The sequence below is a fragment of the Kitasatospora sp. NPDC088160 genome (assembly GCF_044741445.1).
GTDB lineage: Bacteria > Actinomycetota > Actinomycetes > Streptomycetales > Streptomycetaceae > Kitasatospora.
Genome location: NZ_JBIUSS010000003.1, coordinates 251,306 through 276,981, shown reverse-complemented (window position 1 = coordinate 276,981; position 25,676 = coordinate 251,306). Strand labels below are relative to the sequence as shown.

Annotated in this window: 16 protein-coding genes; 5 read left to right on the top strand and 11 right to left on the bottom strand. The window is 74.8% G+C overall.

The window, feature by feature from the left end; all coding sequences use genetic code 11:
- Positions 1-34 precede the first annotated feature (34 nt).
- Entirely contained in the window at positions 35-1,120 is a 1,086-nt protein-coding gene (locus ACIOGZ_RS06045; RefSeq protein ID WP_363586479.1) for a DUF2690 domain-containing protein, read from the bottom strand.
- Positions 1,121-1,419: 299 nt separating this feature from the next.
- Between ACIOGZ_RS06045 and ACIOGZ_RS06040 the strand changes: the two genes are divergently transcribed.
- Complete coding sequence (locus tag ACIOGZ_RS06040) at positions 1,420-1,869, top strand: helix-turn-helix transcriptional regulator (protein ID WP_363586478.1); 450 nt, start codon at positions 1,420-1,422, stop codon at positions 1,867-1,869.
- A gap of 77 nt (positions 1,870-1,946) precedes the next feature.
- Here the strand turns inward: ACIOGZ_RS06040 and ACIOGZ_RS06035 are convergent, their stop codons facing one another.
- Positions 1,947-3,038: an N-acetylmuramoyl-L-alanine amidase gene (locus tag ACIOGZ_RS06035; RefSeq protein WP_400985034.1), complete on the bottom strand. Its 1,092-nt coding sequence runs from the start codon at positions 3,036-3,038 to the stop codon at positions 1,947-1,949.
- Between the two features lie 285 nt (positions 3,039-3,323).
- Between ACIOGZ_RS06035 and ACIOGZ_RS06030 the strand changes: the two genes are divergently transcribed.
- The gene (locus tag ACIOGZ_RS06030) at positions 3,324-4,115 is read left to right on the top strand and encodes a methyltransferase domain-containing protein (protein ID WP_400334283.1); all 792 of its coding nucleotides are present in this window, start codon (positions 3,324-3,326) and stop codon (positions 4,113-4,115) included.
- A gap of 99 nt (positions 4,116-4,214) precedes the next feature.
- Here ACIOGZ_RS06030 and ACIOGZ_RS06025 read toward each other — a convergent pair whose 3' ends face one another.
- The 8 genes from ACIOGZ_RS06025 to ACIOGZ_RS05990 form a co-directional block, all read right to left on the bottom strand.
- Positions 4,215-6,020, bottom strand: a complete 1,806-nt coding sequence (locus ACIOGZ_RS06025) for a beta-galactosidase (RefSeq protein WP_400985032.1) — start codon at positions 6,018-6,020, stop codon at positions 4,215-4,217.
- A 73-nt stretch (positions 6,021-6,093) separates the two neighbouring features.
- On the bottom strand, positions 6,094-6,975 hold the full coding sequence (locus tag ACIOGZ_RS06020) for a sugar phosphate isomerase/epimerase family protein (protein WP_363630497.1): 882 nt from the start codon (positions 6,973-6,975) through the stop codon (positions 6,094-6,096).
- Positions 6,972-8,144, bottom strand: a complete 1,173-nt coding sequence (locus tag ACIOGZ_RS06015; RefSeq protein WP_363586473.1) for a dihydrodipicolinate synthase family protein — start codon at positions 8,142-8,144, stop codon at positions 6,972-6,974. Before ACIOGZ_RS06015 ends, ACIOGZ_RS06020 begins: the two co-directional genes overlap by 4 nt.
- A complete protein-coding gene (locus ACIOGZ_RS06010) occupies positions 8,144-9,247 on the bottom strand; it encodes a Gfo/Idh/MocA family protein (RefSeq protein WP_400806159.1) in 1,104 nt (367 codons plus the stop codon). Before ACIOGZ_RS06010 ends, ACIOGZ_RS06015 begins: the two co-directional genes overlap by 1 nt.
- A gap of 83 nt (positions 9,248-9,330) precedes the next feature.
- Entirely contained in the window at positions 9,331-10,380 is a 1,050-nt protein-coding gene (locus ACIOGZ_RS06005; protein WP_400805931.1) for a hydroxyacid dehydrogenase, read from the bottom strand.
- Positions 10,377-11,279 (bottom strand): carbohydrate ABC transporter permease, encoded by a 903-nt coding sequence (locus tag ACIOGZ_RS06000; protein ID WP_363586471.1) that lies wholly within the window; start codon positions 11,277-11,279, stop codon positions 10,377-10,379. Before ACIOGZ_RS06000 ends, ACIOGZ_RS06005 begins: the two co-directional genes overlap by 4 nt.
- The gene (locus ACIOGZ_RS05995; protein ID WP_400805926.1) at positions 11,276-12,232 is read right to left on the bottom strand and encodes a carbohydrate ABC transporter permease; all 957 of its coding nucleotides are present in this window, start codon (positions 12,230-12,232) and stop codon (positions 11,276-11,278) included. Before ACIOGZ_RS05995 ends, ACIOGZ_RS06000 begins: the two co-directional genes overlap by 4 nt.
- Complete coding sequence (locus ACIOGZ_RS05990) at positions 12,229-13,566, bottom strand: sugar ABC transporter substrate-binding protein (protein ID WP_363630501.1); 1,338 nt, start codon at positions 13,564-13,566, stop codon at positions 12,229-12,231. The genes ACIOGZ_RS05995 and ACIOGZ_RS05990 overlap by 4 nt, the downstream gene beginning before the upstream one ends.
- Positions 13,567-13,775: 209 nt before the next feature.
- Here ACIOGZ_RS05990 and ACIOGZ_RS05985 point away from each other — a divergent pair, with 209 nt between their 5' ends.
- Together ACIOGZ_RS05985 and ACIOGZ_RS05980 are read left to right on the top strand one after the other, a co-directional pair.
- Positions 13,776-15,767 (top strand): DUF2264 domain-containing protein, encoded by a 1,992-nt coding sequence (locus tag ACIOGZ_RS05985; RefSeq protein WP_400985030.1) that lies wholly within the window; start codon positions 13,776-13,778, stop codon positions 15,765-15,767.
- Between the two features lie 9 nt (positions 15,768-15,776).
- Positions 15,777-16,571: a TIM barrel protein gene (locus tag ACIOGZ_RS05980; protein WP_363630504.1), complete on the top strand. Its 795-nt coding sequence runs from the start codon at positions 15,777-15,779 to the stop codon at positions 16,569-16,571.
- Positions 16,572-16,649: 78 nt separating this feature from the next.
- Here the strand turns inward: ACIOGZ_RS05980 and ACIOGZ_RS05975 are convergent, their stop codons facing one another.
- The gene (locus ACIOGZ_RS05975) at positions 16,650-17,714 is read right to left on the bottom strand and encodes a substrate-binding domain-containing protein (protein ID WP_400985028.1); all 1,065 of its coding nucleotides are present in this window, start codon (positions 17,712-17,714) and stop codon (positions 16,650-16,652) included.
- Positions 17,715-18,055: 341 nt separating this feature from the next.
- Here ACIOGZ_RS05975 and ACIOGZ_RS05970 point away from each other — a divergent pair, with 341 nt between their 5' ends.
- A complete protein-coding gene (locus tag ACIOGZ_RS05970) occupies positions 18,056-25,621 on the top strand; it encodes a LamG-like jellyroll fold domain-containing protein (protein ID WP_400985026.1) in 7,566 nt (2,521 codons plus the stop codon).
- Positions 25,622-25,676: the final 55 nt, after the last annotated feature.

Here is a 25,676-nt window from a genome sequence, read left to right as displayed (position 1 = left end):
CGCCAGTGAGTTTCGCCGCGATGGTGGCGGCTCCTCAGAGCGTGGACGTGGGCGTGGGTGTCGGTGTGGGCGTGGGAGCGGCGGCCGGAGGCGGGGGGCCGGGGAGGGCGCTCGCGCGGGCGGCGAGGTCGGTGACGACGCCGGTGCAGCTGTCGCCCTCCTTCTGGTGGCCGCACACCTGCAAGGTGGTGTCGCCGGGGCTCGCGTCGACCATCACGGAGTAGTTGTCGTAGCCCCAGTGGATCAGGGCGGTCTCCTGCGAGCCGTGGTTGGTGGTGATGGTGGCGCTGTCCCCGGGGGAGCCGTCGGTGATCCCCGACCAGGCGGCCCGGCAGCGCGGGCTGTAGTGGACGTAGAGGACCACCTCGCCCACGTTGCCGGTCAGCAGGGTGCGCTGGTCGACGTCGCACCGCATGTCCTGGGGGTCCTTGCCGGCGCAGCCGACGCCCTCGCAGAGCGGCGCCGACCCGGCGGTCGCCGTCGTCGCCGCCGTCTTCGGCGGGAGCGTCGCCGCCGATGCCGTGCCGTTGCCGCCGTGCGGGCCGCGCAGGTACAGGGCCGCGAACAGGATGAGCACGGCGGCGACGGCGGCTCCCACGCCGGCCGCCGGCCGCCGCCACGGGGCGGGCCGCGGTGAGGCGGGGGCGGCGTCGGGCGCTTCGGCCGCCGGCTCGGGCACCTCGGCGGGCGGTGCGGGCGCGGGTACGGGCTGGGGCTCGGGGGCCTCGGCCGGCGCTGCGGGCGCGGGCGCGGGCGCGGGGGCTTCGGCCGGCGCGGGCGCAGCCTCGGGGAAGAGCGCCTCGTCCGCGTCGCGCGCGGCCTCGGCCTTCCGCAGCAGGGAGGTGAGTAGATCGGCGTCGCACTCGACCGTGGCGATCAGGCCGGCCAGGGCCTGCGGGGTGATCAGGCGCTTCCCGTTCAGCCAGCGCTCCCAGGAGGCCTTGCTGAGGTAGGTCCTCTTCCCGAGTTCGGCCAGTGAGATCTGGTGCGCGTCCTTGACCGCGCGCAGCTCCTCGGCCAGACGCCGAGCGGGTTCCGAAAGATCGTCAGGGAGCGGCTTCCAGGACTGGCTCATCGCGGGTACCTCGGGCGGGTCGGTGGAGGATGCAAACTGATCCACTTTCGGATGATCAGTCTAATCGGTCGACTTCCCTCGGCCACCGCCCGCTTCCCCGGGCGCCGCGCCCTGCGGCGCGCCCACCCGGGGCCCGCGTCCCGGACACCGTCTCACGATGCCTCCGCCCCGGCGTCCCAAGGTGCAGCTCCGGGCCGTGGGACGACCTCGGACCGTCTCAGAACCGCCGAAGACGCTCGAAGACCGGCGGAGAATCCCGCAGAGTGGGCCGCGCCTTGGCCGGCACGCCGGCAGGCTCCCGGCCCGGGCACGGTCACAGCACAGAGCAACGGGGGAGAAGCCACATGGACCGCCACCACGCGTCGTACACCACGTCTCCAGCCCCTGCCGACGAACTCGCCAGGGAGCTCCGGTCGCTGAAGTCCGAGTCGGGCCTGACGTACGCCCGGCTCAGCGAACGCACCCACTACGCGAAGTCCTCCTGGGAGCGGTGGGTGAACGGCAAGCAGTTCCCGCCGCGCGACGCCGTGGAGAGCATCGCCTCCGTCTGCGCCGGCGACACCGACCGGCTGCTCGACCTGTGGCGCCGGGCGGACGGCTGCCGCGCCGCGGGCGCACCGGTCGGCGCACCGCCGGACACCGCCGTGCCGCCGGCACCCGGGCCGACGGGGACCCACCGCTGTCGGACGGCCCTGCTGCGGCCGCTGATCGCCCTCGTGCTGGTGCTGGCGGCGGGCCTGGTGCTGGCCGTCACCGGCCGCCGGCCGTCCCGGCCGGACAGGACCTTGGGCTGACCACGACGACGCCCCCGCGGACGCAACGGATCCGCGGGGGCGTCGGGTGGTCCGGGCCAGGGCCGGCGGGCACGGGGTCAGGCGACCAGCCGGCTCCAGGTGCGGGCGTCCACCACCCCGTCGGCGGGCAGTCCGGCCGAGGTCTGGAAGGCCGTCACCGCGGACCGGGTGCCGGGGCCGAACGCGCCGTCCACGCCCACCTGGATGCCGTGCGCCACCAACTGGCCCTGCACGGCCAGCACCGCGCCGCCCGAGGCGCCGTCGGCGAGGGGCGCGACCGCCTGGCTCCACGTCTGGTTGCCCGCGATCCCGTCCGCGGTGGCGTGCGTGAGGTTCTGCAAGGCCGTGACGGCGCTCTGCGTGGCGGGCCCGTACGCCCCGTCGACGGTCAGGCTCGCGCCGTGCTGCACCAGCAGGTACTGGAGGGTCCGCACCGTCTCGCCCGAGGCCCCGCCGGTGAGCAGCGGCCACACGGGCCCGGTCGGGTCTCCGCCGATGCGGGCCGCGACGTCGCGGCGCAGCTGCGGGATCAGCGCGTACAGGCGGTCACCGGGGCACTCGGTGTTGTTGAAGTCCCGGTGCCCGTAGATCTGGTAGGCCCGCAGCCCGTACTGGCGGCAGATGTAGGTGATCAGGTCGACCAGCGCCGCGTACTGCTCGCCGCGCGGGTCGACGGTGGTGTAGGTGCCCTCGTTCTCGATGCCGATCGCCACCGTGTTCTGCGCCGTGCAGTGGGCGGACTCGACGTGCTGGGCGCCGCCGCGCAGCGTGGACAGGCTGTTGTGGCGGCCCTCCAGGACGTACGCGCCGCGGCTGATGGTGAAGTGCTGCCCGGTGTCGATCCAGCCCTCGCTGTCCATCTGGTACGTCTGCATCGACCGGGCCAGCGAGAACGCGGCCGCCTGCGAGTAGTCCGTCACGTTGGGGGTCGCGGTGTGGTGCACGATCACCTTGTCCGGCACCCCGGCCAGGACGTTGACGGGGATGCTGGAGGGCCGGGCGCCCCACGCGGCCGTGTCGGCGACCGTCGGCCCGTCGGCGGCTCGTGCCACCCCGGCGGGCAGGGCGGACGCGAGCAGGGCACCGCCGCCGACCGCGAGGGCGCCGGTCAGGAAGGAGCGGCGACCGGGGCGGGGCGGGGTGAAGTCGGGGTACATGAACGGGGCCACCTGTTCCTTGGCGGGCTGGCGGGCGGGTCCGGGCGGGTCCGCGGGCGGTCCGCGGTCCGCACCGGTCGGACCGGTCGGCCGCCACGCTAGGAGCGCGGAGGCCCGGTCCACCATGGCTTCGCCGTCCCTCCCACGTCCCGGGACGCCGCAGCCCGGGGCGGGAGACGCGAGGGTGCGTTCCTCGGGGAGCCTTCGCGCACCCGGCGCCGATCGCCTACCATCGCGGTCGGCCGCGTCGAGCGACGGGCGGGGCGACGGGCAAGGGCGATCCGAGAGGCGCGGAGCATGGGCGACGAGCGCGGCTACCTGCTGGACAACCGGCAGCGGGAGGCGGGTCGACGGTTCGAGGGCATCGCCGAACTGTTCGACCCGTGGACGCTGGAGCACCTGGACCGGCTGGGCCCGGCCGACGGGCACCACTGCTGGGAGGTGGGTGCGGGCGGCCCGGGGATCCCGCTGGCGCTGGCCGAGCGGGTCGGGCCGACCGGCCGGGTCCTGGCCAGCGACCTCGACACCAGCTGGCTGACCGGACTGCCCGCCGACCGCGTCGAGGTCCGCCGGCACGACGTCACCCGCGACCCGCTGCCCGACGAGCTGTTCGACCTGGTGCACGTCCGCCTGGTGCTGGTGCACCTGCCGGACCGGGCCGAGGTGCTGCGACGGCTGGCGTCGGCGGTCCGGCCCGGGGGCTGGCTGGTGGTGGAGGACGCGGACCCGGCCCTGCAACCGCTCGCCTGCCCGGACGAGCACGGACCGGACCAGGAGCTGGCGAACCGGGTGCGCCGGGCGTTCCGGGCCCGGCTCGCCGAGCGCGGCGCCGACCTCGCCTTCGGCCGCACCCTGCCCCGGCTGCTCCGCGAGGCGGGCCTGACGGACGTCGCCGCCGAGGCGTACTTCCCCGTCACCTCCCCGGCCTGCCGGGAGCTGGAGGCGGCGACGGTCCGTCAGCTCCGCGACCAGCTGGTCGGCCCCGACCTCACCGCCGCCGACCTGGACCGGCACCTGGCCAACCTCCGCGACACCGAACTGGACGTGACCACCGCCCCATTGATCACCTGCTGGGGCCGGCGCCGGTAGCCGACCACCGCGGGAACGCTCAGTCCCCGACCGGCCGGGTCGTCGAGGCGACGGCGTAGCCGGTGAGCAGGGCGGTCACGATGTCGGTGAGGCGGGGTTTCAGAACTCGGAGCTGGGGGCGTCCGTGACGGGGCCGAGGTCGGGTCGGTCGCGGAGGTCGAGGGCCTCGCCGTGGCGGGTGAGTTCGAGGAGGACGAGGGTGTTGGTGCCCGGGCGCCAGAGCGGGGCGGGGGCGTAGAGGGTGCGCTGCGGTCCCTCGTCGGTGTAGCGGCCGAGGAGGAAGCCGTTGAGCCAGAGCAGGCCGCGGCCCCAGCCGGGGAGGGCGAGGAAGGCGTCGGCGGGGGTGTCGAGGTCGGTCTCGAAGCGGTGGAAGGCCGGGTCGCCGTCGGTGGCGGCGGTGGCCGGGTCGAAGGCCAGGCCGCTCAGGTCGGTGAGGGGGAGCGGGCGGATCTCCCAGTCGTGGAGGCGCTGGCGTTCGTGCGAGACGCCGCGCCGGATGCCCTTGCGGTCGTCGAGTTGGGGGCCGTAGTTGGTGCGGCCGAGCGCCTCGACCAGGATGTCCAGGGTGGCGCCGGCCGGCGTGGTGGCCAGCGGGAGGGTGGCGCCGGGGTCGTTGCGGTCGAGGGTGCCGAGGGGGTTGCCGTCGGCGAAGACCTGGGCGCGGTCGCCGAGGCCGTCGACGCGCAGCGGCAGGGTGGGGCGGGGGCCGGGGACACGGGTGCGGTAGTGGATGAGGCCGAGTGACTGGCCGAGGTTCTCCATGGGTTCCGGGACGGGCCGGTGGTGCGGGGTGGCGAGCGCGTCGAGGGAGTCGAACAGGCGGGCCCGGCCGGTCCTGCGGTCGATGCGGCGCGGGGCCAGGCGGGGCGGCTCGGCGGGGAGTTCGCCGTCGGGCAGGGGGAGGTACCGGCCGATGACGTCGCGCAGGGCGTGGAACTTGGGGGTGAGCTCGCCGGCCTCGCCGATGGGGGCGTCGTAGTCGTAGCTGGTGGTGGTGGGCTCGTAGCCCGGGGTGTCGGGGCTGGTGCCGGTGTGGTTGGCGCCGGACCAGAGGCCGAAGTTGGTGCCGCCGTGGGCCATGTAGAGGTTGACGGAGGCTCCGGTGGCGAGGAGTGCGTCCAGGGAAAGGGCGGTCTCCTCCGGGTCGCGGACGTGGTGGGGCCCGCCGACGCGGTCGAACCAGCCGATCCAGAACTCCATGGCGGCGAGCGGCCCCTTGGGCTGCTGGCGGCGCAGCACCTCGAAGCGCTCGGGGGCGCGGGAGCCGAAGGTCGCGGTGGCGAGCAGGCCGGGGATCGCGCCGCCCTGCTGCATGAAGTCCTCGGCGCCGTCGGCGGTGAACAGCAGGCAGTCCACGCCGCGCGCGAGGAGGCCGTCGCGCAGGTGGGCGAGGTAGCCGGCGTCGGTGCCGTAGCTGCCGTACTCGTTCTCGACCTGGACGGCCACGACGGGGCCGCCGCGGCTCGCCAGCAGCGGCACCAGCTCGGGCACGAGGGCGTCGAACCAGCCGTCCACGGCGGCCAGGAAGGCGGGGTCGGCGCAGCGCAGGCGCAGGCCGTCGACGGCGAGCAGCCGGGCGGGCAGGCCGCCGAACTCCCATTCGGCGCAGATGTAGGGGCCGGGCCGCAGGATGACGTCCAGTCCGTGCTGCTGGGCCAGCCGGACGAACCGGGCCACGTCCCGCCAGCCGGTGAAGTCGATCTCACCGGTGGGAAGTTCGTGGAAGTTCCAGGGGATGTAGGTGTCCACGGTGTTGACGCCGAGGGCGCGCAGGCGGCGCAGCCGGTCGTCCCAGAGCTCGGGGTGGACGCGGAAGTAGTGCAGGGCGCCGGCGACGATCCGGTGCGGGGCCCCGTTGCGGCGGAACCCGGAGTCGTCGTAGTCGAGTTCGATCGTTTCGATCATGGCGTGACCAGCTTTCGAGGGGGTGGCACGGGCTGCCAGGGTAGGGCAGGGCCGAACGGCGGACGCCCGACGGCTACCGGCGCGGCGCGGCGACCATGTGGGTGCGGTGGCGGTCGGCCACGGTGGCGAGGGTCTGCGCGCCGGGGGTGGCCCAGATCCGCTCGTTGAAGATCTCGACCTCGATCCAGCCGGTGTAGCCCGCGGCCGTGACCTGGTCGGTGAGGGAACGGAAGTCGATGTGGCCGTCGCCGACGTGGCCGCGCCCGAGCAGGACGTCGGCGGGCAGCGGCAGCGTCCAGTCGCACACCTGGTAGGCGGCGATGCGGCCGTCCCGGCCCGCCCGGTCGAGCTGTTCGGGCAGCGCCGGGTCCCACCAGACGTGGTAGCTGTCGACGACCACGCCGACCTGGGCGGCCGGGTGCGGCGCGGCGAGGTCGAGCGCCTGGCCGAGGGTGGAGACCACGGCGCGGTCGGCGCAGAACATCGGATGCAGCGGTTCGATGGCCAGCCGTACGCCGAACTGTCCTGCGTACGGGGCGAGTTCGGCGAGCAGGTCGGCGATCCGGGCGCGCGCGCCGGGCAGGTCACGGCTGCCCTCGGGCAGGCCTCCGGCGACCAGCACCAGGGTGTCGGTGCCGAGTTCGGCGGCCTCCTCGACGGCCCGCCGGTTGTCGTCGAGCGCGGCGCGGCGGCCCTCCGCTCCGGCGGCGGTGAGGAAGCCGCCCCGGCAGAGGCTGCTGACGGTCAGGCCGCTGTCGCGGACCAGCCGGGCGGCGCGGGCCGTTCCGGTCTCGGCGACCTTGTCCCGCCACAGGCCGATCGCCGGGATGCCCGCCTGCGCGCAGCCCCGGACGGCCTCGGGCAGGGACCAGTGCTTGGTGGTGATCTGGTTGAGCGAGAGCCGTTCCAGTCCGGGGGCGGCGGTGCCCCGTTCGGCGGGGTGAGGTGCGGTCACGCCGACCACCCGGCCAGGGCGAGGTAGCGGCGCATCCGGTCGGCCGCGAGCTCGGGGTCGGGGAGTACCCCGGCGGCGTCGGCGAGTCGGAGCAGTTCGACGAGGTGCGGTACGGACCGGCCGCTCTGGGCGCCGGCCACCATGGTGAAGTGCTCCTGGTGGCCGGCCAGGTAGGCGAGGAAGACCACACCGGTCTTGTACTGGTAGGTCGGCGCCGCGAAGAGGTGCCGGGCCAGCGGAAGCGTCGGGCCGAGCAGCGCGTCGTAGCGGGCGGTGTCGCCGGCGTCGAGGGCGTGCAGGGCTGCCGCGGCGTGGCCGGCGATCGGGTCGAAGACACCGAGCAGGGCGTCGCTGTGGCCGAGTTCGTCGCCCTTGATCAGTTCGGGGTAGTGGAAGTCGTCGCCGGTGTAGAGCCGCACCCCGGCGGGCAGGGCGCGGCGCAGCGCGATCTCCCGGTCGGCGTCCAGCAGCGACACCTTGATGCCGTCGATCCGCCCGGGGTGTTCGCGGATGAGGGTGAGGACGGTGTCGGTGGCCGCGTCGAGGTCGGCGGAGCCCCAGTAGCCGGCCAGTGCCGGGTCGAAGGCGGCGCCGAGCCAGTGCAGGATCACCGGCCGGGCGGACTGCCGGATCAGCCCGTCGTAGACGCGGAGGAAGTCCTCCGGGCCACGGGCGCGGGAGTTGAGGGCCCGGCTGGCCATCAGGACGGGCTGCGCGCCGGCCGCCTCGACCACGGCGAGCTGCGCCTCGTAGGCGTCCGCCACCTCGCTCAGGGCAGCGGCTGTGATGTCGCTCAAGGAGCTTGCCGGGTCGGTGAGTTGGTCGGTGCCGACACCGCAGGCGAGCCGGCCGCCGACGGCGCGGGCCGCCGCGCCGGAGCGGGTGATGAGTTCGCGGGTGGCGGCCCAGTCCAGGCCCATGCCGCGCTGGGCGGTGTCCATGGCGTCGGCGACGCCGAGGCCGAGCGACCAGAGGCGGTGGCGGAAGGCGAGGGTGGCGTCCCAGTCCAGGGCGGCCGGGGCGCCGGCGGCGTTGGCGCCGAGCGGGTCGGCGACGACGTGGGCGGCCGCGAAGGCCGTGCGGGAGGCGGGCGGGTGCGCGGGCAGGTCGAGCGGTGCGGGCTCGCGCAGCCGCAGCCGGCCGTGCCCGGGCAGGTCCAGTTCGGCCATCAGAGCACCAGCTCGGGGACGTCGAGGCGGCGGCCCTCGCGCGCCGAGCGCAGGCCGAGTTCGGCGAGTTGGACGCCCTTGGCGCCCTCCAGGAGGTCCCACGGGTAGGCGGAGCCGGTCGCCACGTGGCGCAGGAACAGCTCCCACTGCACCTTGAAGCCGTTGTCGTACTCCTCGTTCGCGGGCACCGGCTGCCACTGGGCGCGGAAGGGGTCGGTGGCCGGGAGGTCCGGGTTCCAGACCGGCCGGGGGGTGGTGGCCCGGTGCTGGACGCGGCACTCGCGCAGCCCGGCGACGGCGCTGCCCTCGGTGCCGTCGACCTGGAACTCGACCAGTTCGTCCCGGTCGACCCGCACCGCCCAGGAGGAGTTGATCTGCGCGACGACGCCGCCGGCCAGCTCGAAGACGCCGTACGCGGCGTCGTCGGCGGTGGCGGGGTAGGCCCGGCCCTGCTCGTCGACGCGGCGGGGGATGTGGGTGGCGGTGTGCGCGTACACCGTGCGGACGGGCCCGAAGAGGTTGTCCAGCACGTAGCGCCAGTGCGGGAACATGTCGAGGATCACGCCGCCGCCGTCCTCGGCGCGGTAGTTCCAGGACGGGCGCTGGGCGCTCTGCCAGTCGCCCTCGAAGACCCAGTAGCCGAACTCGCCTCGCACGGACAGGATCCGGCCGAAGAACCCGCCGTCGACCAGCCGCTTGAGCTTGCGCAGCCCGGGCAGGAACAGCTTGTCCTGGACGACGCCGTTGCGGACGCCGGCCGCCCGGGCGAGGCGGGCCAGCTCCAGGGCGGCGTCGAGGGATTCGGCGGTCGGCTTCTCGGTGTAGACGTGCTTGCCGGCGCCGATCGCGGCGCGCAGGGCGGCCTCCCGGGCGGGGGTCACCTGGGCGTCGAAGTACACCTCGGTGAGCGGGTGGGCGAGCGCCTCGTCGAGCGAGGTGGTCCAGTGCTCCAGGCCGTGGCGTTCGGCCAGGGCGCGCAGCTTGGCCTCGTTGCGGCCGAGCAGGATGGGTTCGGGCCAGAGCACCCGGCCGTCGTCGAGGTCGAGGCCGCCCTGCTCGCGGATGGCGAGGATCGAGCGGACGAGGTGCTGGCGGTGGCCCATGCGGCCGGTGACGCCGTTCAGGACGACGCCGATCACCTTGCGGTCCACGGGTGTTCTCCTTGCAGCTGGTAACGGGGGGGCGGTCAGGCCGTGCGGTGGATGCCTTCGGGGTGGACGGCGTGGGCGAACGGCAGGCCCCGCGCGTAGCGGGCGAGTTCGTCGGCCGCGGCGGCGGCCATCCGGTGCAGCTCGCCGCCGAGCGAGCCGGCCACGTGCGGGGTGAGCAGGACGTTCGGCAGTTCGTACAGCGGTGAGTCGGCGGGCAGGACCTCGGGGACGGTGACGTCGAGGACGGCGTCCAGGCGGCCGGCGACGAGTTCGTCGGTGAGCGCCTGCTGGTCGACCAGCGAGCCGCGGGAGGTGTTGACCAGGGTGGCGCCGTCGCGCATCAGGGCGAGCCTGCGGCGGTCCACCAGGTGATGGGTCTCCGGCAGTTCGGGGGCGTGCACGGTGACCACGTCGGAGGAGGCGCACAGGTCGTCCAGGCCGACGGCCCGGGCACCGAGCGCGGCGGCCTCGGCGGCCTCCACGTACGGGTCGTACAGCAGCAGGTCGAGGTCGTGCGGGCCGAGCAGTTCGAGCACCCGGCGCCCGATCCGGGAGGCGCCGACGATGCCCACTGTGCGCCGGTAGTTCCCGGCGGCGGCGTAGGCGCCCTGCCAGTCGTGCGGGGCGCGCCGGTGCCGGTAGTCCTCGCGGATCGCGAGCAGCCGCTTGTTGGCGAGCAGCACGGCGGCGACGGTGTACTCGGCGACGGGCAGCGCGTTGGCCCAGGCCGCCGAGGTCACCTGGAGGCCGCGCCGCCAACAGGCCTCGGTGACATGGTGCTTGACCGAGCCGGCGGCGTGGATGACGGCGCGCAGCCGGGGCGCGGCGGCCAGCACGGCCTCGTCCAGCGGCGGGCAGCCCCAGCCGCTGATGATGACCTCGGTGCGGGCCAGCGCGGCGGCGGCCTCGGGGGCGGCGAAGTCGTCCACGACCAGGTCGGGGTCGAGGTCGGCGAGGTCGGTGAGCCGCTGGACGGCGTGCCGGTCGAGCAGCCGGGCGGGCAGGGCGCGGTCCATTGCGAGCAGGGCGCGGGGCCTGCGGGCCGGGGCGGCGGGGGAGCGGATGTCGGCTGTGGTGGTGGTCATTTGACGCTTCCTGCGGTCAGGCCGGCCCGCCAGTGGCGTTGCAGGCCGACGAAGGCGGCCACCAGCGGGAGGACGGCGAGCAGCGAGCCGCTGACGACGAGGGGGTAGTACTCGGGGAAGGCGTGGGTCTGGGCGTTCCAGCTGAACAGGCCGAGGCTGACCGGGAAGAGCCGGTTGTCCGAGAGCATCACCAGGGGGAGGAAGAAGTTGTTCCAGATCGCGGTGAACTGGAAGAGGAACACCGTGACGAAGCCGGGCGTCATCATCCGCAGGCCGATCGACCAGAAGGTGCGCAGTTCACCCGCGCCGTCCATCCGGGCCGCCTCCAGCACCTCCCCGGGGACGTAGCCCGCGCAGAACACCCGGGCGAGGTAGACGCCGAAGGGGTTGACCAGGGAGGGCACGAAGACCGCCCAGAAGGTGTTGACCACGCCGAGGTCCGAGGCGAGCAGGTACATCGGCAGGGCCAGCGTGGTGGTGGGCACCAGCACGCCGAGCAGCACCAGGCCGAACAGCTTCTCCTTGCCGGGGAAGGCGTGGACGTGGAACGCGTACCCGGCGCAGACGCAGACCAGGGCGCAGGCCAGGGCGCCGAGCCCGGCGTACAGCAGGGAGTTGAGGTACCAGCGGAAGTAGATGCCGTCCCCGGTGGTGGCCAGCGCGTGCAGGTTGTCGCCGAGGTGCCAGGTGGCGGGGGAGAGGGCGCGCCCGCCGAGCAGGTCGCCGGTGTTCTTGGCGGCGGCGGTCACCAGCCACAGCAGCGGCAGCAGGGTGTAGGCGGTGGCGAGGACGAGGGCGCCGTTGACGGCGGCCTTGGAGAGCGTCCACGGCCGGCGGGGCGGGTGGCTGCGGGCGGCGGAGCGCTGCCGGGGGCGGCGTCCGGGGGCGAGCGTGGTCATCCGGTGGCCTCCGTCCGCCGGTCCGGGCGCGGGCGGGTGGCCCGGGTGACGAGGAAGGACAGCGCGGCGGCGGCGAGCGCGAGCAGCACCGAGGCGGCGGCGGCCAGGCCGTAGTCGCCCCGGTCGAAGGCGGCGGTGTAGGCGTACATGCTGGGCGTCCAGGTGGAGACGACGCCGGGGGAGGCGCCGTGCAGGATCATCGGTTCGGTGAAGAGCTGGAGCGAGCCGATCAGGGTGAACAGGCCGACCAGCACGATCGAGGCGCGGATGAGCGGGATCTTGACGCTGACGGCGGTCCGCAGCGGTCCGGCGCCGTCGACGACGGCCGCTTCGAGGACTTCGCGCGGGACGGCCTGGAGCGCGGCGTAGAAGATGACCATGTTGTAGCCGGTCCACTCCCAGAGCGCGATGTTGACCACGGCGGGCAGTGGCGCGCCGAACGGGTCGGGGTGGGCGCCGCCGGCGTTCAGCACGTCGATGACCGGGCTGATGCCGGGCGTGTACAGGTAGACCCAGATCAGCGCGGCGATGATGCCGGGCACCGCGTGCGGCAGGAACAGCGCCAGCTGGAAGAACCGGCGGGCGCGGGCCAGCGCCGAGTCCAGCAGCAGCGCGAGGAGCAGTGCCAGCCCCGTCATCAGCGGGATGTAGAGCAGGCAGTACTGCGCGGTGGTCCAGAAGCCCGAGCGGAACGCCTGGTCGCCGAGCGCCCGGGCGTAGTTGCCGAGGCCGGTGAAGACTGTCTCGCCGCCGCCGAAGCCGAGCCCGGACCGGTGCTCGGTGTACAGGCTGAGGTGGACGGCGTAGCCGATCGGAACGAGCGTGCAGGCCGTGAACAGGAGCACGAACGGGGCGAGCAGGACGGCCGGGGCCCCGTACCGCCCGCGCCGGCGGGCGCGGGCGGCGACGGCGGGCCCGGGCCCGGGCCCGGTGCGGGGCGGGTGGGCGGTCACTGCTTGACCTTGAGGCCGCGGTTCTTCAGCTCGGCCTGGGTGGACTGCTGCGCGGCGTCGAGGGCCGCCTGCACGGTGCCGCCCTGGGTGAGCTTGCCGAACGCGTCCTTGAGCGCGTTGTTGGTCGCGTTCATCGTCGGGCCCCACTGCCAGTTCGGCTTGATCGACTTCGCGGCGTCCGTGTAGAGCGCGTACACGTCCTGGCCGCCGTAGAAGTCGGCCTTGAAGGCCTCCTCGGCCACCGGGACGAGGGCGGGCGCGGCCGGGAAGGCGGAGGAGGTGCCGGAGGCGATCCGGGCCTTGATGCCCTCCGGCGTGGTGGTCGCCCAGGTGGCGAACTCGACGGCGGCCCCGGCCTTCTTGCTGTCCTTGGAGACGGCGAAGGTGGTGCCGCCGACCATGCCGCTGGCCGGGGTGCCGTCCCAGCTGGGCACCGGGGCGACGGCCCACGTGCCGGCCGCGTCGGGCAGGGTGCCCTTCAGCACCCCGCCGCCCCAGGAGGCGCCGAGGTAGCCGGCGGTCTCGCCCTTCTGCAGCGAGGCCGTCCACGGCTGGCTGAACGAGGGCTGGACGCGGACCAGGTCCTCGGCGATCAGCTGCTGCCAGTAGTCCGCGGTCGGTTTGGTCCCGGCGCCGTTGAGGTCGACGCTCCAGGCGTCGTCGCGGCCGGTGAACCAGTGGGCGCCGGCCTGCCAGGCCATCGCCTCGAAGGTGGCCGGGTCGTCGGGGAAGAAGGTGGCGATCCGGGTGTCCGGCTGGGCCTGCTTCAGTTTCTGCGCGGCGGTGCGGAATTCGTCCCAGGTCTTCGGCGGGGTGAGGCCGGCCCGGTCGAAGAGGTCCTTGCGGTAGTAGAAGGCCTGCGGCGAGGCGTCCAGGGGCAGCGCCCAGGTGCGGCCGCCGAGGGTGGTCAGGTCCATGGTCTGCGGCAGGTACTTCGCCCTGAGCTCGCCGGGGACGAGCTTGGAGATGTCCTGGACGGCGCCCTGGCTGACGAAGTCCGGCAGTTGGGCGTACTCGACGTTGAACACGTCGGGGGCGTTGCCGGCCTTCACCGCGTTGGAGATCTTGGCGTACCCGCCGGCCGTGCCGGAGGGTATCTCCTCGTAGACCACGTTGACGTCGGGGTGGGAGGCGTTGAAGGCGGCGACGACCTCCTTCGTCCCCTTGGACCAGGCCCAGAAGGTCAGCGTGACCGGCTTGCCGTCGTCGGCCTTCGGGGCCCCGCCGCCGCTGCCGGCGCAGGCGGCGAGGAGGACGGTGGACAGCAGGCCGCCGGCGGCCGCGCGGAGGAGTCTGCGCCGGGGGTGGGGGAGGGGGAGCGGGAGTGAGGGCATGCACGACTCCGGGAGAGGGGGGCGCGGCCGGGGGTCAGGGGGGCTGCCGGTGGCCGCGACCGGGCGGGCAAGTGGTCGCCATCCTGGGCGGGCGATCGATCGAAGTCAAGAGATCTGGATCAAATGATCCATTGCGATCAAAAGCCTTGACGAACGATCAACCGCTTTCTAGATTCCCCGCACGGGGCGCGACTCCCGAGCCCCGGGCCATGGAGGACACCGCCGTGCTGCTGCCCCCGGAAGACCACGCCCTCAGCCCCCGCACCGGCTGGACCAGAGCCCACTGGGAGGCCGCCGCCGACGGGCTGCTCGACGCCGTCCTCCCCTGGGCCGGCCCCGGACACGCGCTGATCGACCTCCCCGGCCCCCGGCCGAGCTGGTCCGGCCGCCGCTCCGACGCCCTCGAAGGCTTCGCCCGCACCTTCCTCCTCGCCGCCCTGCGGATCGCCGGCGCCGGCGGCGCCGACCCCTACGGCCTGCTCGACCGCTACGCCGCCGGACTCGACGCCGGCACCCGCCACCCCACCACCGCTCGCGACCTCACCGACGACGACCCGGCGTCCTGGCCCGTCGTCACCGACCGCGGCCAGGCCATGGTCGAGGCCGCCGCCATCGCGTTCGCCCTGCGGCTGACCCGCCCCTGGCTCTGGGACCGCCTCCCCGCCGACGTCCGGACCAGAACTGCCCGGTGGCTCGCCGAGACCCTCCACCGCACGCCCAACGACAACAACTGGTGGCTCTTCCCGCTCGCCGTCGGCGGCTTCCTCGCCGAGGCCGGCATCGAGGAGCACGCCGCCCGCGCCGCCGTCCGGCGCGGACTGGACCGCGTCGACCGCTTCTACCTCGGCGACGGCTGGTACACCGACGGCCGCCCCCGCGCCTTCGACCACTACAACGGCTGGGCCCTGCACCTCTACCCCGTGCTGCACGCCCACCTCGCCGACGACCGCGCCCTGCTCGCCGAGTACGGCCCCCGGCTCGCCGCCCACCTCGCCGACCACGCCCACCTGTTCGGCGGCGACGGCGCGCCGGTGCACCAGGGCCGCTCGCTGATCTACCGGTTCGCCGCCGCCGCCCCGCTCTGGGCCGGCACGCTCACCGGCCACACCCCGCTCACCCCCGGCACCACCCGCCGACTCGCCTCCGGCGCCCTGCGCCACTTCCTCGACCGCGGCGCCACCGACCCCGACGGCCTGCTCACCCTCGGCTGGTACGGCCCCCACCCCCCGCTCGTCCAGCCCTACTCCGGCCCCTCCTCGCCCTACTGGGCGGCCTCCGGCTTCCTCGGCCTGTTGCTGCCCGCCGACCACCCCGCCTGGACCGACCGCGAGGAGCCCGCGCCCGCCGAACGCCGCGACACCGTCCGCGTGCTGCCCGGCCCCGGCTGGCTGGTCCAGTCCACCGCGGCCGACGGCCTGGTCCGCCTCCACAACCACGGCAGCGACGACCAGCCCGCCGACCGCGTCCACCCCGACGACCCGCACTACGCGCGGCTCGCCCACTCCACCGCCACCGGCCCCGTCCACACCGGTCCGGCCGACAACCACCTCGCCCTGCTGGTCGACGGCGAACCCACCGAACGCGGCCCGATCACCCCGCTCGCCACCGGCGACGGCTGGGCGGCCTCCACCCACCGCCCCCGGGCCGGCGGACACCCCCTGCCCGGCGTCACCGTCACCTCGCTGACCCTCGCCCACGGCGCCGACGAGGTCCGCGCCCACCTGGTCGTCGGCGCCCCGCCCGGCACCCCGCTGCGCGAGGGCGGCTGGGCCGTCGCCGGAGACCACCTGCCACCCGCCCGGCCCGGCACCGCCGCTGCCTCTGCCACCGCGACCGCCCACACGCTGGACGGCCGGCTGCTGACCAGCGAACTGCGCGCCCTGCACGGCTACGCCGCCGCCCGCACCAGCCCCGTCCCGGACGGCACGGCCTTCGGGTCGGCCGCCGCCCTGCCGGTCCTGACCGGCGCCACCGGCGGGGCCGTCCACCTGCTGGTGTGCGCAGCCCGCCTCACCGCAGCCCGCCTCACCGCCGCCGCAGGCGAGCTCCCGCCGCTAGGTGGCCCGACGGCGGACGTGGCGGCCGCTCCCGACGAGGCCTACCGGCTGCGGGTGCGGTGGGCCGACGGCACCGTCCACGAGGCGGAGCTGTCGCCGGGAGCGGCCTTCGCCCGCCGACTTCCGCCCGGCGACCGAACCTGAGGAGCACCCGTGCCGCTCGCCCTGTCCACCCTCGGCCTGCCCGATCTGCCGCTCGCCGCCGCCGCGCGCCTGGCCGCCGACCACGGCTGGCACGGGCTGGAACTGCGCTGCGCCCCGGGCCAGCCGGTCCACCCCGGCCTGACCGCCGACGGGCGGCGCGCCGCGGTGCGCGCACTGGCGTCCACCGGGACGGTTCCGCTCGCGCTGGCCTCCTACCTCGGCATCGCCGCCCCGGGCGCGGACGCCCCGCTTCTCGCCGACCTCGGCGGTCACCTGGAACTCGCCGCCGACCTGGGTTGCCCGGCCGTCCGGGTCTTCCCGCGCGGCGGTGCCGCGCCCGGCCCGGCGGCGGCCGACGAACGGGCGGATGAGCGTGCCGCCCGGCGGCTGGCCGCCGTCGCCGGCCGCGCGGCCGAGCTCGGCGTCCGGGTCCTGGTCGAGACGCACGACTCGCACCCGACCGGCCGCGACCTCGCCCGGCTGCTCGCCCCCGTCGACCACCCGGCCGTCGGCGCCCTGTGGGACCTCCAGCACACCGTCCTCGGCGGGGAGCCGCCGCAGGCCACCCACCGGGCGCTAGCCGGCCGGCTGGGCCACGTCCAGGTCAAGGACGTCGCCTCGGCCGTCGACCGCACGCCGCTGCCGCTCGGCGCCGGCACCCTGCCGATCGCCGCCTGCCTCGCCCTGCTGCCGGCCGACGCCTGGGTCTGCTGGGAGTACGAGGCGCCGTGGTACCCCGAGGCCGCCCCGCTGGCTCCGCTGCTCGGCGCGGCCGCCGCCTGGCTGGCGGGACTGCGGCGGTAGCGCTCCCCGGCCCGGCCCGTGGGCGGACCGCCCTGCGAAGGTGGCAGCTGGACGGGCCCCCGGCCGGGGGCTGGGGGTTCAGCCGCCGCAGGAGGTGCGGATGCGCAGGGCCGGGAGCAGGGAGATCCGGTGCACCGGCAGATCGGGCCCGGCGGTGAGACGGCGCAGCAGGAGGCCGACGGCGGTCTCGCCGACCGCGCGGGTCGGCGGGGCGACGGCGGTCAGCGGCGGGGCCGCCAGGGCGGCGAACACGTCGTCGTAGGCGATCAGCGCGAGGTCGGCGGGCACCGCGAGGCCGCGGGCGCGGAGCAGCGGGAGCAGCTGGATCGCGTCCTGGTCGTTGTGGATGAGGGCGGCGCGGACGCCGTCGGACACGGCGTCGGCGATCAGCCCGGCGAGCCGGTCGGAGTCGGCGGGGCGGCCGTCGTCACCGAGGGTGTCCAGGACGGGCAGGGCGGCCAGTCCGAGCAGCCGGGTGCCGTGCTGGTAGCCGGCCCGGACCTCCCGGGCCGTCCAGGAGTCGCCGCGGGCCGCGAGCAGGACCCGGTCGTGGCCGAGGTCGGCGAAGTGGCGCAGCGCGAGGAGGACGCCCTGCCGGTGGTCCGAGCCGACGGAGTCCAGGCCGGCGCCGGGGCCCCCGTACTCGGGCGCGCCGCGTTCGACCAGGACGGCGGGCACCGGCAGGTCGTCCAGCCAGTCGTGGGCCTGCGCGGGCCGGCCCGGCAGGAGGTTGGGCGCGAGCAGCAGCCCGTCCAGGCCGGACTCCAGCAGCCGTTCGGCCTGCGTGCGGTCGTCGCGGGCCTCGTACGGGGCGATGCCGAGGACCAGCCGGGCGCCCGCCGCCGTCGCGGCGGCCCGGGCTCCGTTGATCAGCTCGTCGAAGTACGACCCGACGGAGGGCACGAGCAGCCCGAGGGCGCGGGTCCCGCCCTCGCCGTCCGTCGGCTTCTCCGGTGTGCGCCGTACGACGAATCCGTGTGAGCGCCCCACCCGGCCGGCCTCGGCCAGCGCGGCGACGTCCCGCCGCACGGTCACCGCCGGAATGGCGAGCCGCGCCGCCAGGTCGGCGAGCCGCAGGGGCCCGCTCGCCTCGCCGACGGCCTTGAGGATCAGGTCCCGACGTTCCTCGGCCGAGATGGTCATCGCCTGTCCCCCGTACTGCTCCGAACCGCCGCTGGTTGATCGGACCATATCTTTCGATCGACTTCCGATCAAGTATGACCGTGATGCCGCACCCGGTACCGCACCGGCCTGCCCGCGCGTCCACGGCGACGGCCCGCCCGGCCTGACCTCAGGCGCAGTCCTTCCGCCCGCCCTTCGCACTCGCGGGGAATCCGCCGCGCCCGTGCATGATCGGATTCCAGCCGCGCACTGGCGGAAAGCCACCTTGCCCACCCGTCACGTCGAGTGAGAGCGTCGACACGTTAAGTGTTGATCACCGGCCGTCGCGTTCCCGGCGGCCAACGGCTTGTGAGGTGGCGGGTTTGACGGAGGTTCAGCATCTGGCGCGGGTCTACAGCGACCGCTCCTATGTGCACACCACGACCGTGCGGCACCAGGGCAGCACGGTCGCCTTCGCGATGGACGACCAGCGGCGGATCGTCTACACGGTCCTCGACCTGTCGCAGCACGACGAGGCGCGCGGGGAGGCGGATGCGGCGTACTGGTCGGAGAACCCGCTGCCGCTGCCGTTCCCGGCGGAGCTGGCCCGGGTCGGCTACGCGGTGGCCGGTGCGGTGCGGATGCCCGTGGTCAAGCGCGGCGGGCGGGTCGAGGCGGATCCGGCGGAGCGGCTCGGCGACGACGAACTGGACCCGTTCCTGTCCAGCACGGCCAGGCTCGGTGCGGCCGCGCCCTTCCACGTGGTCTCCGACGGCACCCACCTGTACGTGCTGCGCCAGTCGATCCGGGCCGACGACGCGGACGCGGTCTTCCGGCTCGCCGACGGCACCGGCTCCTCGGCCGACCCGACCCGCACCGACTACCTCGCCGGCGGCGGTGCGGGCCGGACGCCGGTGGTCGACGCCACGCTGCTCTGCGACCGGTTCCTGCTGGTCGGCGGCGAGTTGAAGCCGGTGCTGGAGGTCCGCTACCGCCGCAGCCGGCACAAGGGCCGCCCGGACTCCGCGAAGGACAGCCTCGGCACCCGGGACATGGAGGGCCGGGCGTTCATCGAGCCGACCCAGGAGCTCAACTTCGTCCGCAACCTCTCCCGCGGCCGGTTCACCGCCCTGCTGGTGCCCACCGCCGTGCACGGCAGGGAGCGCTGGCAGATCTTCGCGCACAACGACGCCACCGCCCGGATCGACGGCTTCAGCGTCGAGCGCAGCCGCGACGGGCTGTTCAACACCCAGGGCTCGCAGGCCTGGACCAGCCCCGACGAGCGCTACCGCGAGGCCGTCTACGAACCCGCCCCCGGCACCTGCCCGTTCACCGGCCGGCCGCTGGTACCGGCGGTGAGCGAGAGCGGCCACGCCGAGACGGCGCTGCGCTTCGACGGCGTCGACGACGTGGCCGAGCTGCCCGCCAACGCCCTCCAACTCGCCGACGCGGACTTCACCGTGGAGTTCTGGGCCCGGCGCACCGCGACCGGCGGCCGGGAGGACTTCCTGATCGGGCACGGCGCGGCCGCCGGCGCCCGGCTGCGCAGCCTGCACATCGGCTTCCGCTCGGACGACACCTTCGCCTTCGCCTTCTACGCCGACGACCTGAACGTCGGCCGGCGCACCAGCGACACCGACTGGCACCACTGGGCCTGCGTCTTCGTCCGCGCCACCCGCGAGCAGATCGTCTACCGCGACGGCGTCGAACTCGGCCGCCGCACCACCGACATGCCCTACGCCGGTCTCGGCCCGCTGACCCTGGGCCGCGCCCTCGGCTCGTTCGGCCGCGCCGAACTGGACGAGGTCCGGATCTGGAACCGCCCCCGCAGCGGCGACGAGCTGGCCGCCGACCGCGGCCGCCGCCTGATCGGCAACGAGCCCGGCCTGGCCGTCTACTACCGCTTCGACGAGGGCGCCGGCGACACGCTGTACGACCAGACGGACAACGCCCGCAACGCGGCTCTGCGCGGCGGGCCGGCCTGGATCACCTCCGAGGCCCCGATCGGCGACAACCCCGGGGTGCGCCGCGACAGCTTCGCCTTTACCGGGCGCACGGTGGTCTCCGGCCTCTCCGCCGTCCTGCACCACCAGCAGGAGGCCTCCCCGGCCGGGTACGACGGCGCGGCCAAGCCCGTCAAGCGCCAGGCCCGGGTGCTGCTCGCCTGCGCCACCGGCGGGCCCGACCCGGTGACCGGCAAGGCCACCGACGACGCCTACCTCGCCACCCTCGACCTGGGCGTCGGCGGGGACGGCCGGCTGGCCGAGATCCCGGACCGGGTGGCCCTGCCGGTGCTCGCCGCCCCCGACTCCAGCGGCGCCGTGGACGCCGTCGGTGACCTGGACGCCCAGGTGGCCAAGCTCGTCCGGGACGTGGCCAACTCCGAGGCGGAGATCGCCCGCCTCCAGCAGGAGACCGCCGAGGTCCCGGAGTTGGAGCGCCGGCGCGCCGAACTGCGGGCAGGCCAGGACGACGACGTCACCCTCTGGCGCTACCGGCTGCGGTTCAGGCTGCCCAAGGACGGCCGGGACCAGTACCTCGCGGTGGAGAACGACCGCAAGGACGCGACGGCCCCGCTGGTGCGCACCGCCAACCGGACGGCCGCCTCCACACTGTGGACCTTCGAATCCACCGGCACCAACCTCAACGGCGTCCCCTGCTACTTCCTGCGCAACGTCGACTCCGGTCTGGACATGAACCTCTCCGGCGGGAAGACCGACAACGACACCCCGCTGATCCAGTACCGCCGGGAGGCCGACAACGACGCCACCCACTTCGCGCTGGACAGCTGGAACGGCCGAGGCCTGGTGGTCCGCCGCAGCGGCAAGCTGGTCTGCGCCCGGGACAGCCAGGGCGACCGCATCGTGCAGTACGACTACGGGACGGTCAACGCCTCCGGCGAGGGCGTCATCGTGCTGGAGAAGGACGGCGCCTCCGGCAGGCCGGGCGCGAGTGCCGCCCAGCGGAACCAGCAGATCCTGGACATCGACAATCGGCTGCTGACACTGGGCGGAAAGCAGGACGCGCTCGCCCGCCACCGCCGCGACCTGCCGGCCCGGCAGGCCCTGCTGGCAGCCAAGCGCGAGGAGCTGGGCCGGCTCACCGGCGGCGTGCGCGGCTCCGACGACATCGCCCTGCCGATGTCCCAGCTCTCCGTCGACCGCACCGGCCTCAGCAGCTCCGGCGCGCTGCTCGCCTTCGCCCGGGGCAGTGACCGGCCGTTCCTGCTGGACAGCGCCACCGGCAGCCTGGTGCTCTACTTCCGGGGCGCCAACGGCCAGTTCTTCGCCGGCTACTACGACACGCAGGTGCTGCGCTCCTCCCGGCGGCTGACGGCCGGCGGCAAGGCGCTCGCCTTCACCGCCCGCGATGCCGCCACCGACCTGGCCGCGGCGGAGATCACCGTCGAGGTCGGCGACAACCCGGCCCAGGTCAAGCTGACCATCCGCCGGGACGGGCAGAGCGAGCAGTGGTCCCACCTGCCCCGCCGGGCCGAGGACTTCGCCGCCGTGGTCAACGGCGCGGCCGAACAGCCGGTGCCGATCGGCACCGTGCTGCGGATCGACGGCGGCGTGGTGGAGTTCACCGAGGGCACCCTCGCCCGGCTCGCCGGCCCCGGCTTCGTCACCGTCGGCGGCCACGGCTTCCGCTTCGAGGGCGACCACCCCGCCGGCAGCAAGTCGCTGAAGCTGGGCGCGGGCGCGGACCCGACGGTGCTGAAGCCGGGCATGGGCGTGCAGCGGGTGCGCTACGACCAGCGCTGGGCCACCGCCTCCGCGCCCGGTGTGGCGCTCTCGTCCGGCTCCCGGCTGGTCACCGTCGACCCCGGCGGCCTCGCCGAGATCCCGGTCGGCACCGCCGGCGACCTGCTGCGCGGCCACGGCGGACGCTGGCGCGCCGACATGCCCGGCCGCGCCTACGCCTTCGACGGGCAGGGGCGCTTCCTGGCCCTGCCCGCCGAGCAGCTGCCGCGGGCCGCCACCCCCGGTGACCTCACCCTGGAGGCCTGGGTGAACCCCGAGCGGGTCGAGGGCCCGGTGCGGCTGGTGCACGCCAACGCGGGCGACACCCCGTACGGCCTGGGGCTGCTCGGCGGCCCCGCCGCCTCGGCGCTGGCCTACGACGGGGTGAGCGCCGCCGCGGTGGTGCCCGGCGCGTTCGGCTTCGGCGACGGCGACTTCACCGTCGAGTTCTGGGCCCGCCGCACCGCCGTCGACGAGCGCGACCACTTCGTCCTCGGGCACGGCGGCGACCAGGGCCGCAACAACGAGAGCCTGCACATCGGCTTCCGGTCGAACGGCAAGTTCACCTTCGCCTTCTTCGGCGACGACCTGGACACCACCCAGCGGTTCGGCGACACCCAGTGGCACCACTGGGCCTGCGTCTTCGAACGCGGCACCAGCCAGCAGGTGGTCTACCGGGACGGCCAGGAGATCGCCCGCCGCACCGCGAGCGCCCCCTACCGGGGCCAGGGCAGGCTCTCCCTGGCGCAGGTGCCCTTCCAGGCCACCAAGTTCGCCTCCCTACAGATCGACGAAGTCCGGCTCTGGTCCAGCGCGCGCGGCGGCGACGACGTGCGCGCCGCGATGAAGCGCCGGCTCACCGGCGGCGAGACCGGGCTGCTCGGCTACTGGCTCTACTCCGCCCCGGCGGCCGGTGCGCAGCCCGTGCTGGCCGACCGTTCCGGCAACCAGCGGCACGCCGAACTGCGCGGCAAGCCGGGCCCGGTGCCCGCGCCGTCGCCGATCGAGGGCGGCCGCTACTGGGCCGTCGCCACCGTCGGCGATCGCCGGGTGGTCAGCCGGGAGACCTTCCCGCTGAGCGAGTGGAGCCACTTCGCCGCCGCCTACCAGCAGTCCTGGGCCGTCCGGTTGGACGGCGAGGCCTACCTGGAGGTCGCCGACGACGACGCCCTCGACATCGCCGACGACCTGACGCTGGAGGTCTTCGCCCGCCTCGACCGGCTCGGCGAGACCCAGGGCCTGCTCTCCAAGGGCCGCACCGCCGACGGCGCGGGCGGCAGCGTGCCGTACCGCCTGGCGGTGCTGCCCGACGGCAGGCTGGAGTTCGCCTTCGAGGAGCCCGAGGGCCGGGCCGTGCGGTACACCTCCACCGAGGGCGTCAAGGCCGGGGCGTTCCACCGGATCGCGGTGGTCCGCAAGAGCGGGCGCTCGATGCAGGAGCAGAAGGGCACCCGCCAGATCACCGCGGCCGGGGCCGACGGCAAGCCGGTGACCCAGAGCGTCGAGCTGGTCGAGTCGGTGGCGGTCCGCGAGTGGCAGGACATCCGCTTCCACCTGGACGGCCGGGAGATCGGCACGGCCCGCTACGAGGGCCCCGGCCCGCGCGGCAACGACGCGCCGCTGGAGCTGGGCCGGGCCCGCGACGGCTCCGTCGTGCAGCGGCTGACCGGCGTGCTCGCCGAGGTCCGGATCTGGGGCGCCGCCCGCGACGCCGCCCGGCTCGGCACCGCCGTCACCGCCCGCGACCGGGGCCTGATCGCGCACTGGCGGTTCGAGGAGAACGCCGGCGGCACGGCGGCCGACGCCACCGGCTCGCACCCCGCCCGGCTGCGCGGCGCCCGCTGGGTCCGCAACCCCGACCCGCGCGGCAGCGTCTTCCGGCTCTACCGCAACGGCGTCGCCGTGGCCTGCGACCCGGCGGGCACCCCCGGCGCCCCCGACAGCGCGGCCCTCGCCGACGCCGGCGACGCCCAGCTGACCCTGGGCGCGGTGATCAGGGGCGGCAAGGCCGCGGAGTCGTTGAACGGCGTGCTGGAGGAGGTGCGGATCTGGCGCACCGCCCGCACCCACGAGCAGTTGCTCGACAACCTCTTCACCCGGCTCAAGGGCGAGAAGGAGGACCTGGTCGCCTACTGGCCGTTCGACCGCGACTCCACCGAGCCGGACGTCGCCCAGGTCCGCGACGACGGCCTGCGCGGCAACCACCTGCGCCTGGGCGCCGAGGCCACCCGCCCGCGCACCGTCCTGTCCAGCGCGCCGGTCTCCACCGACACCGCGCAGGTCCGCTCGGCGCTGGCCGGCATGCGCACCCCGTTCCACGAGACCGTCTCCGCCGCCCCGGCCGTGGCCGAGTACGCCGACATGCAGTACGGCGCCCGCGGCGAGGCGTTCGGCGTCCTCAAGCGCGCCTACAGCTACCTGCGGGACGGGCGCTGGCACCTGGTCACCGGCTACAAGGTCGGCGAGCTGGTGAGCGAATGGGTCAGCCAGATCCAGTTCGACCCGCAGCTCGTCGGCTACGTGGAGGGCGCCCCGCCGGTCCCCTCGGAGAACCTCACCGCCGGGCTCACCGACCCCGGCAGCGACACCTTCGAGGGCGCCTCCTCCGTCCAACTCACCGAGGCCGAGCAGGTGGTGCGCTCGCTGTCCTCCGCCAAGGAGCGCAGCGTCGACGCCGCCTTCGGGTTCGCCCTGTCCAACGAGGTGGACGTCGACGTCTGGATGATCACCGCCCCGCTCGGCTTCGGCATCGCCAAGGCCATCGCCAAGGGCGGCGTCTCCGCCGGCGTGCGCGGCAACCTGGAGTTCTCCAACAGCTGGGCGGAGGAGACCTCCGTCTCCCAGGGCGAGAACACCGCCCGCACCACCAAGGTCTCCCTCACCGGCCACTGGGAGGACCCGGGCCGCCTGCTCAACCCCGCCACCGGCCGCCGCTACGTCCCGGCCAACACCGGCTTCGCCGTCGTGCAGTCCCAGACCGCCGACGTCTTCGCCCTGCGCCTGGCCCACAGCGGGGCCCTGGTCGCCTACCGCATCCAGCCCAACCCCGACATCCCCAAGGACTGGAACGTCATCCCGTTCCCGATCAACCCCCGCTACACCAAGCAGGGCACCCTCGACGGCACCGTCGGCTTCGACGAGCGCGGAAAGGTCGCCGACCCCGACTACCGGGGCACCCGCGAGCGCGGCGAGTACAGCTACTTCAAGCCCCGCGAGGCGTACGCGCTCAAGCGCCGCATCCAGCGCGACCAGCAGCGCCTGCACAGCTACTACGACACCGTCTCCACCGAGACCCACGCCCCCGACCCCACCGCCCAACGGGCCGGCCGGGTACTCGGCGGCGCGATCGGCACCGACGCCTCGCCGGCCCGCGAGCGGGGGACCACCGACAGCGCCACCGGCCAGGGCTTCTCCCGCCGGGACCTGGTCAACACCTACGTCTGGACCGCCGCCGGAGGGTTCTTCGCCGAGACCACCGAGACCACCGACGTGGTCAGCGAGACGACCTCGGGCTCGTACTCGCTGTCCGGATCGGTCGGCACCTCGGTCGGCACCTCCTTCCAGATCGCCGGCATCGGCATCGGCGCCCAGCTGGACGCCTCCGTCGGCGGCGGGATGACCGCCACCCGCGCCCGGGGCAAGGAGGCCACCCGCTCCTTCGGACTGAACGTGGAGGTCAACCCCGCCACCAACCTCCAGCGCTACGACCAGGACCGCAAGCCCGTCTTCGACCAGGACGGCCAACCCGTCAAGGTGCCCGGCAAGGTGGACGCCTACCGCTTCCTCAGCTTCTACCTCGGCGAGGACAGCGAGCACTTCGAGACCTTCTTCCACAAGGTCGTCGACCCCACCTGGCTCGCGAACGGCAACGACCCCAACGCGGCGGCGCTGCGCCAGGCCCGCCAGTCGGACCGCAAGCCCCCGTGCTGGCGGGTGCTGCACCGGGTCACCTTCGTCAGCCGGGTGCTGCCCGCCGTCCCGCCGGCCGGGGCGCCGCCGCTGGAGAAGGCCATGCGCCAGCTCGACGTGGAGAGCAACTACGAGCTCATCCGCCGCCTCGACCCGTACGTGAAGGGCGCCGCCACCGGCCTGCCCGAACTCGCCGAGGCCACCCGCTCCGCGCTCGCCGCCCAACTGCCGGAGCTGCTCCCGCACGCGGCGGACGTGACCGGCTTCCTCGCGCAGTACTACGGCGTGGACGCCTGAGCACCACCACCGTGGGCTGACCGGCACGCTCAAGGCCTCGCCGTCGGCGAGGCCT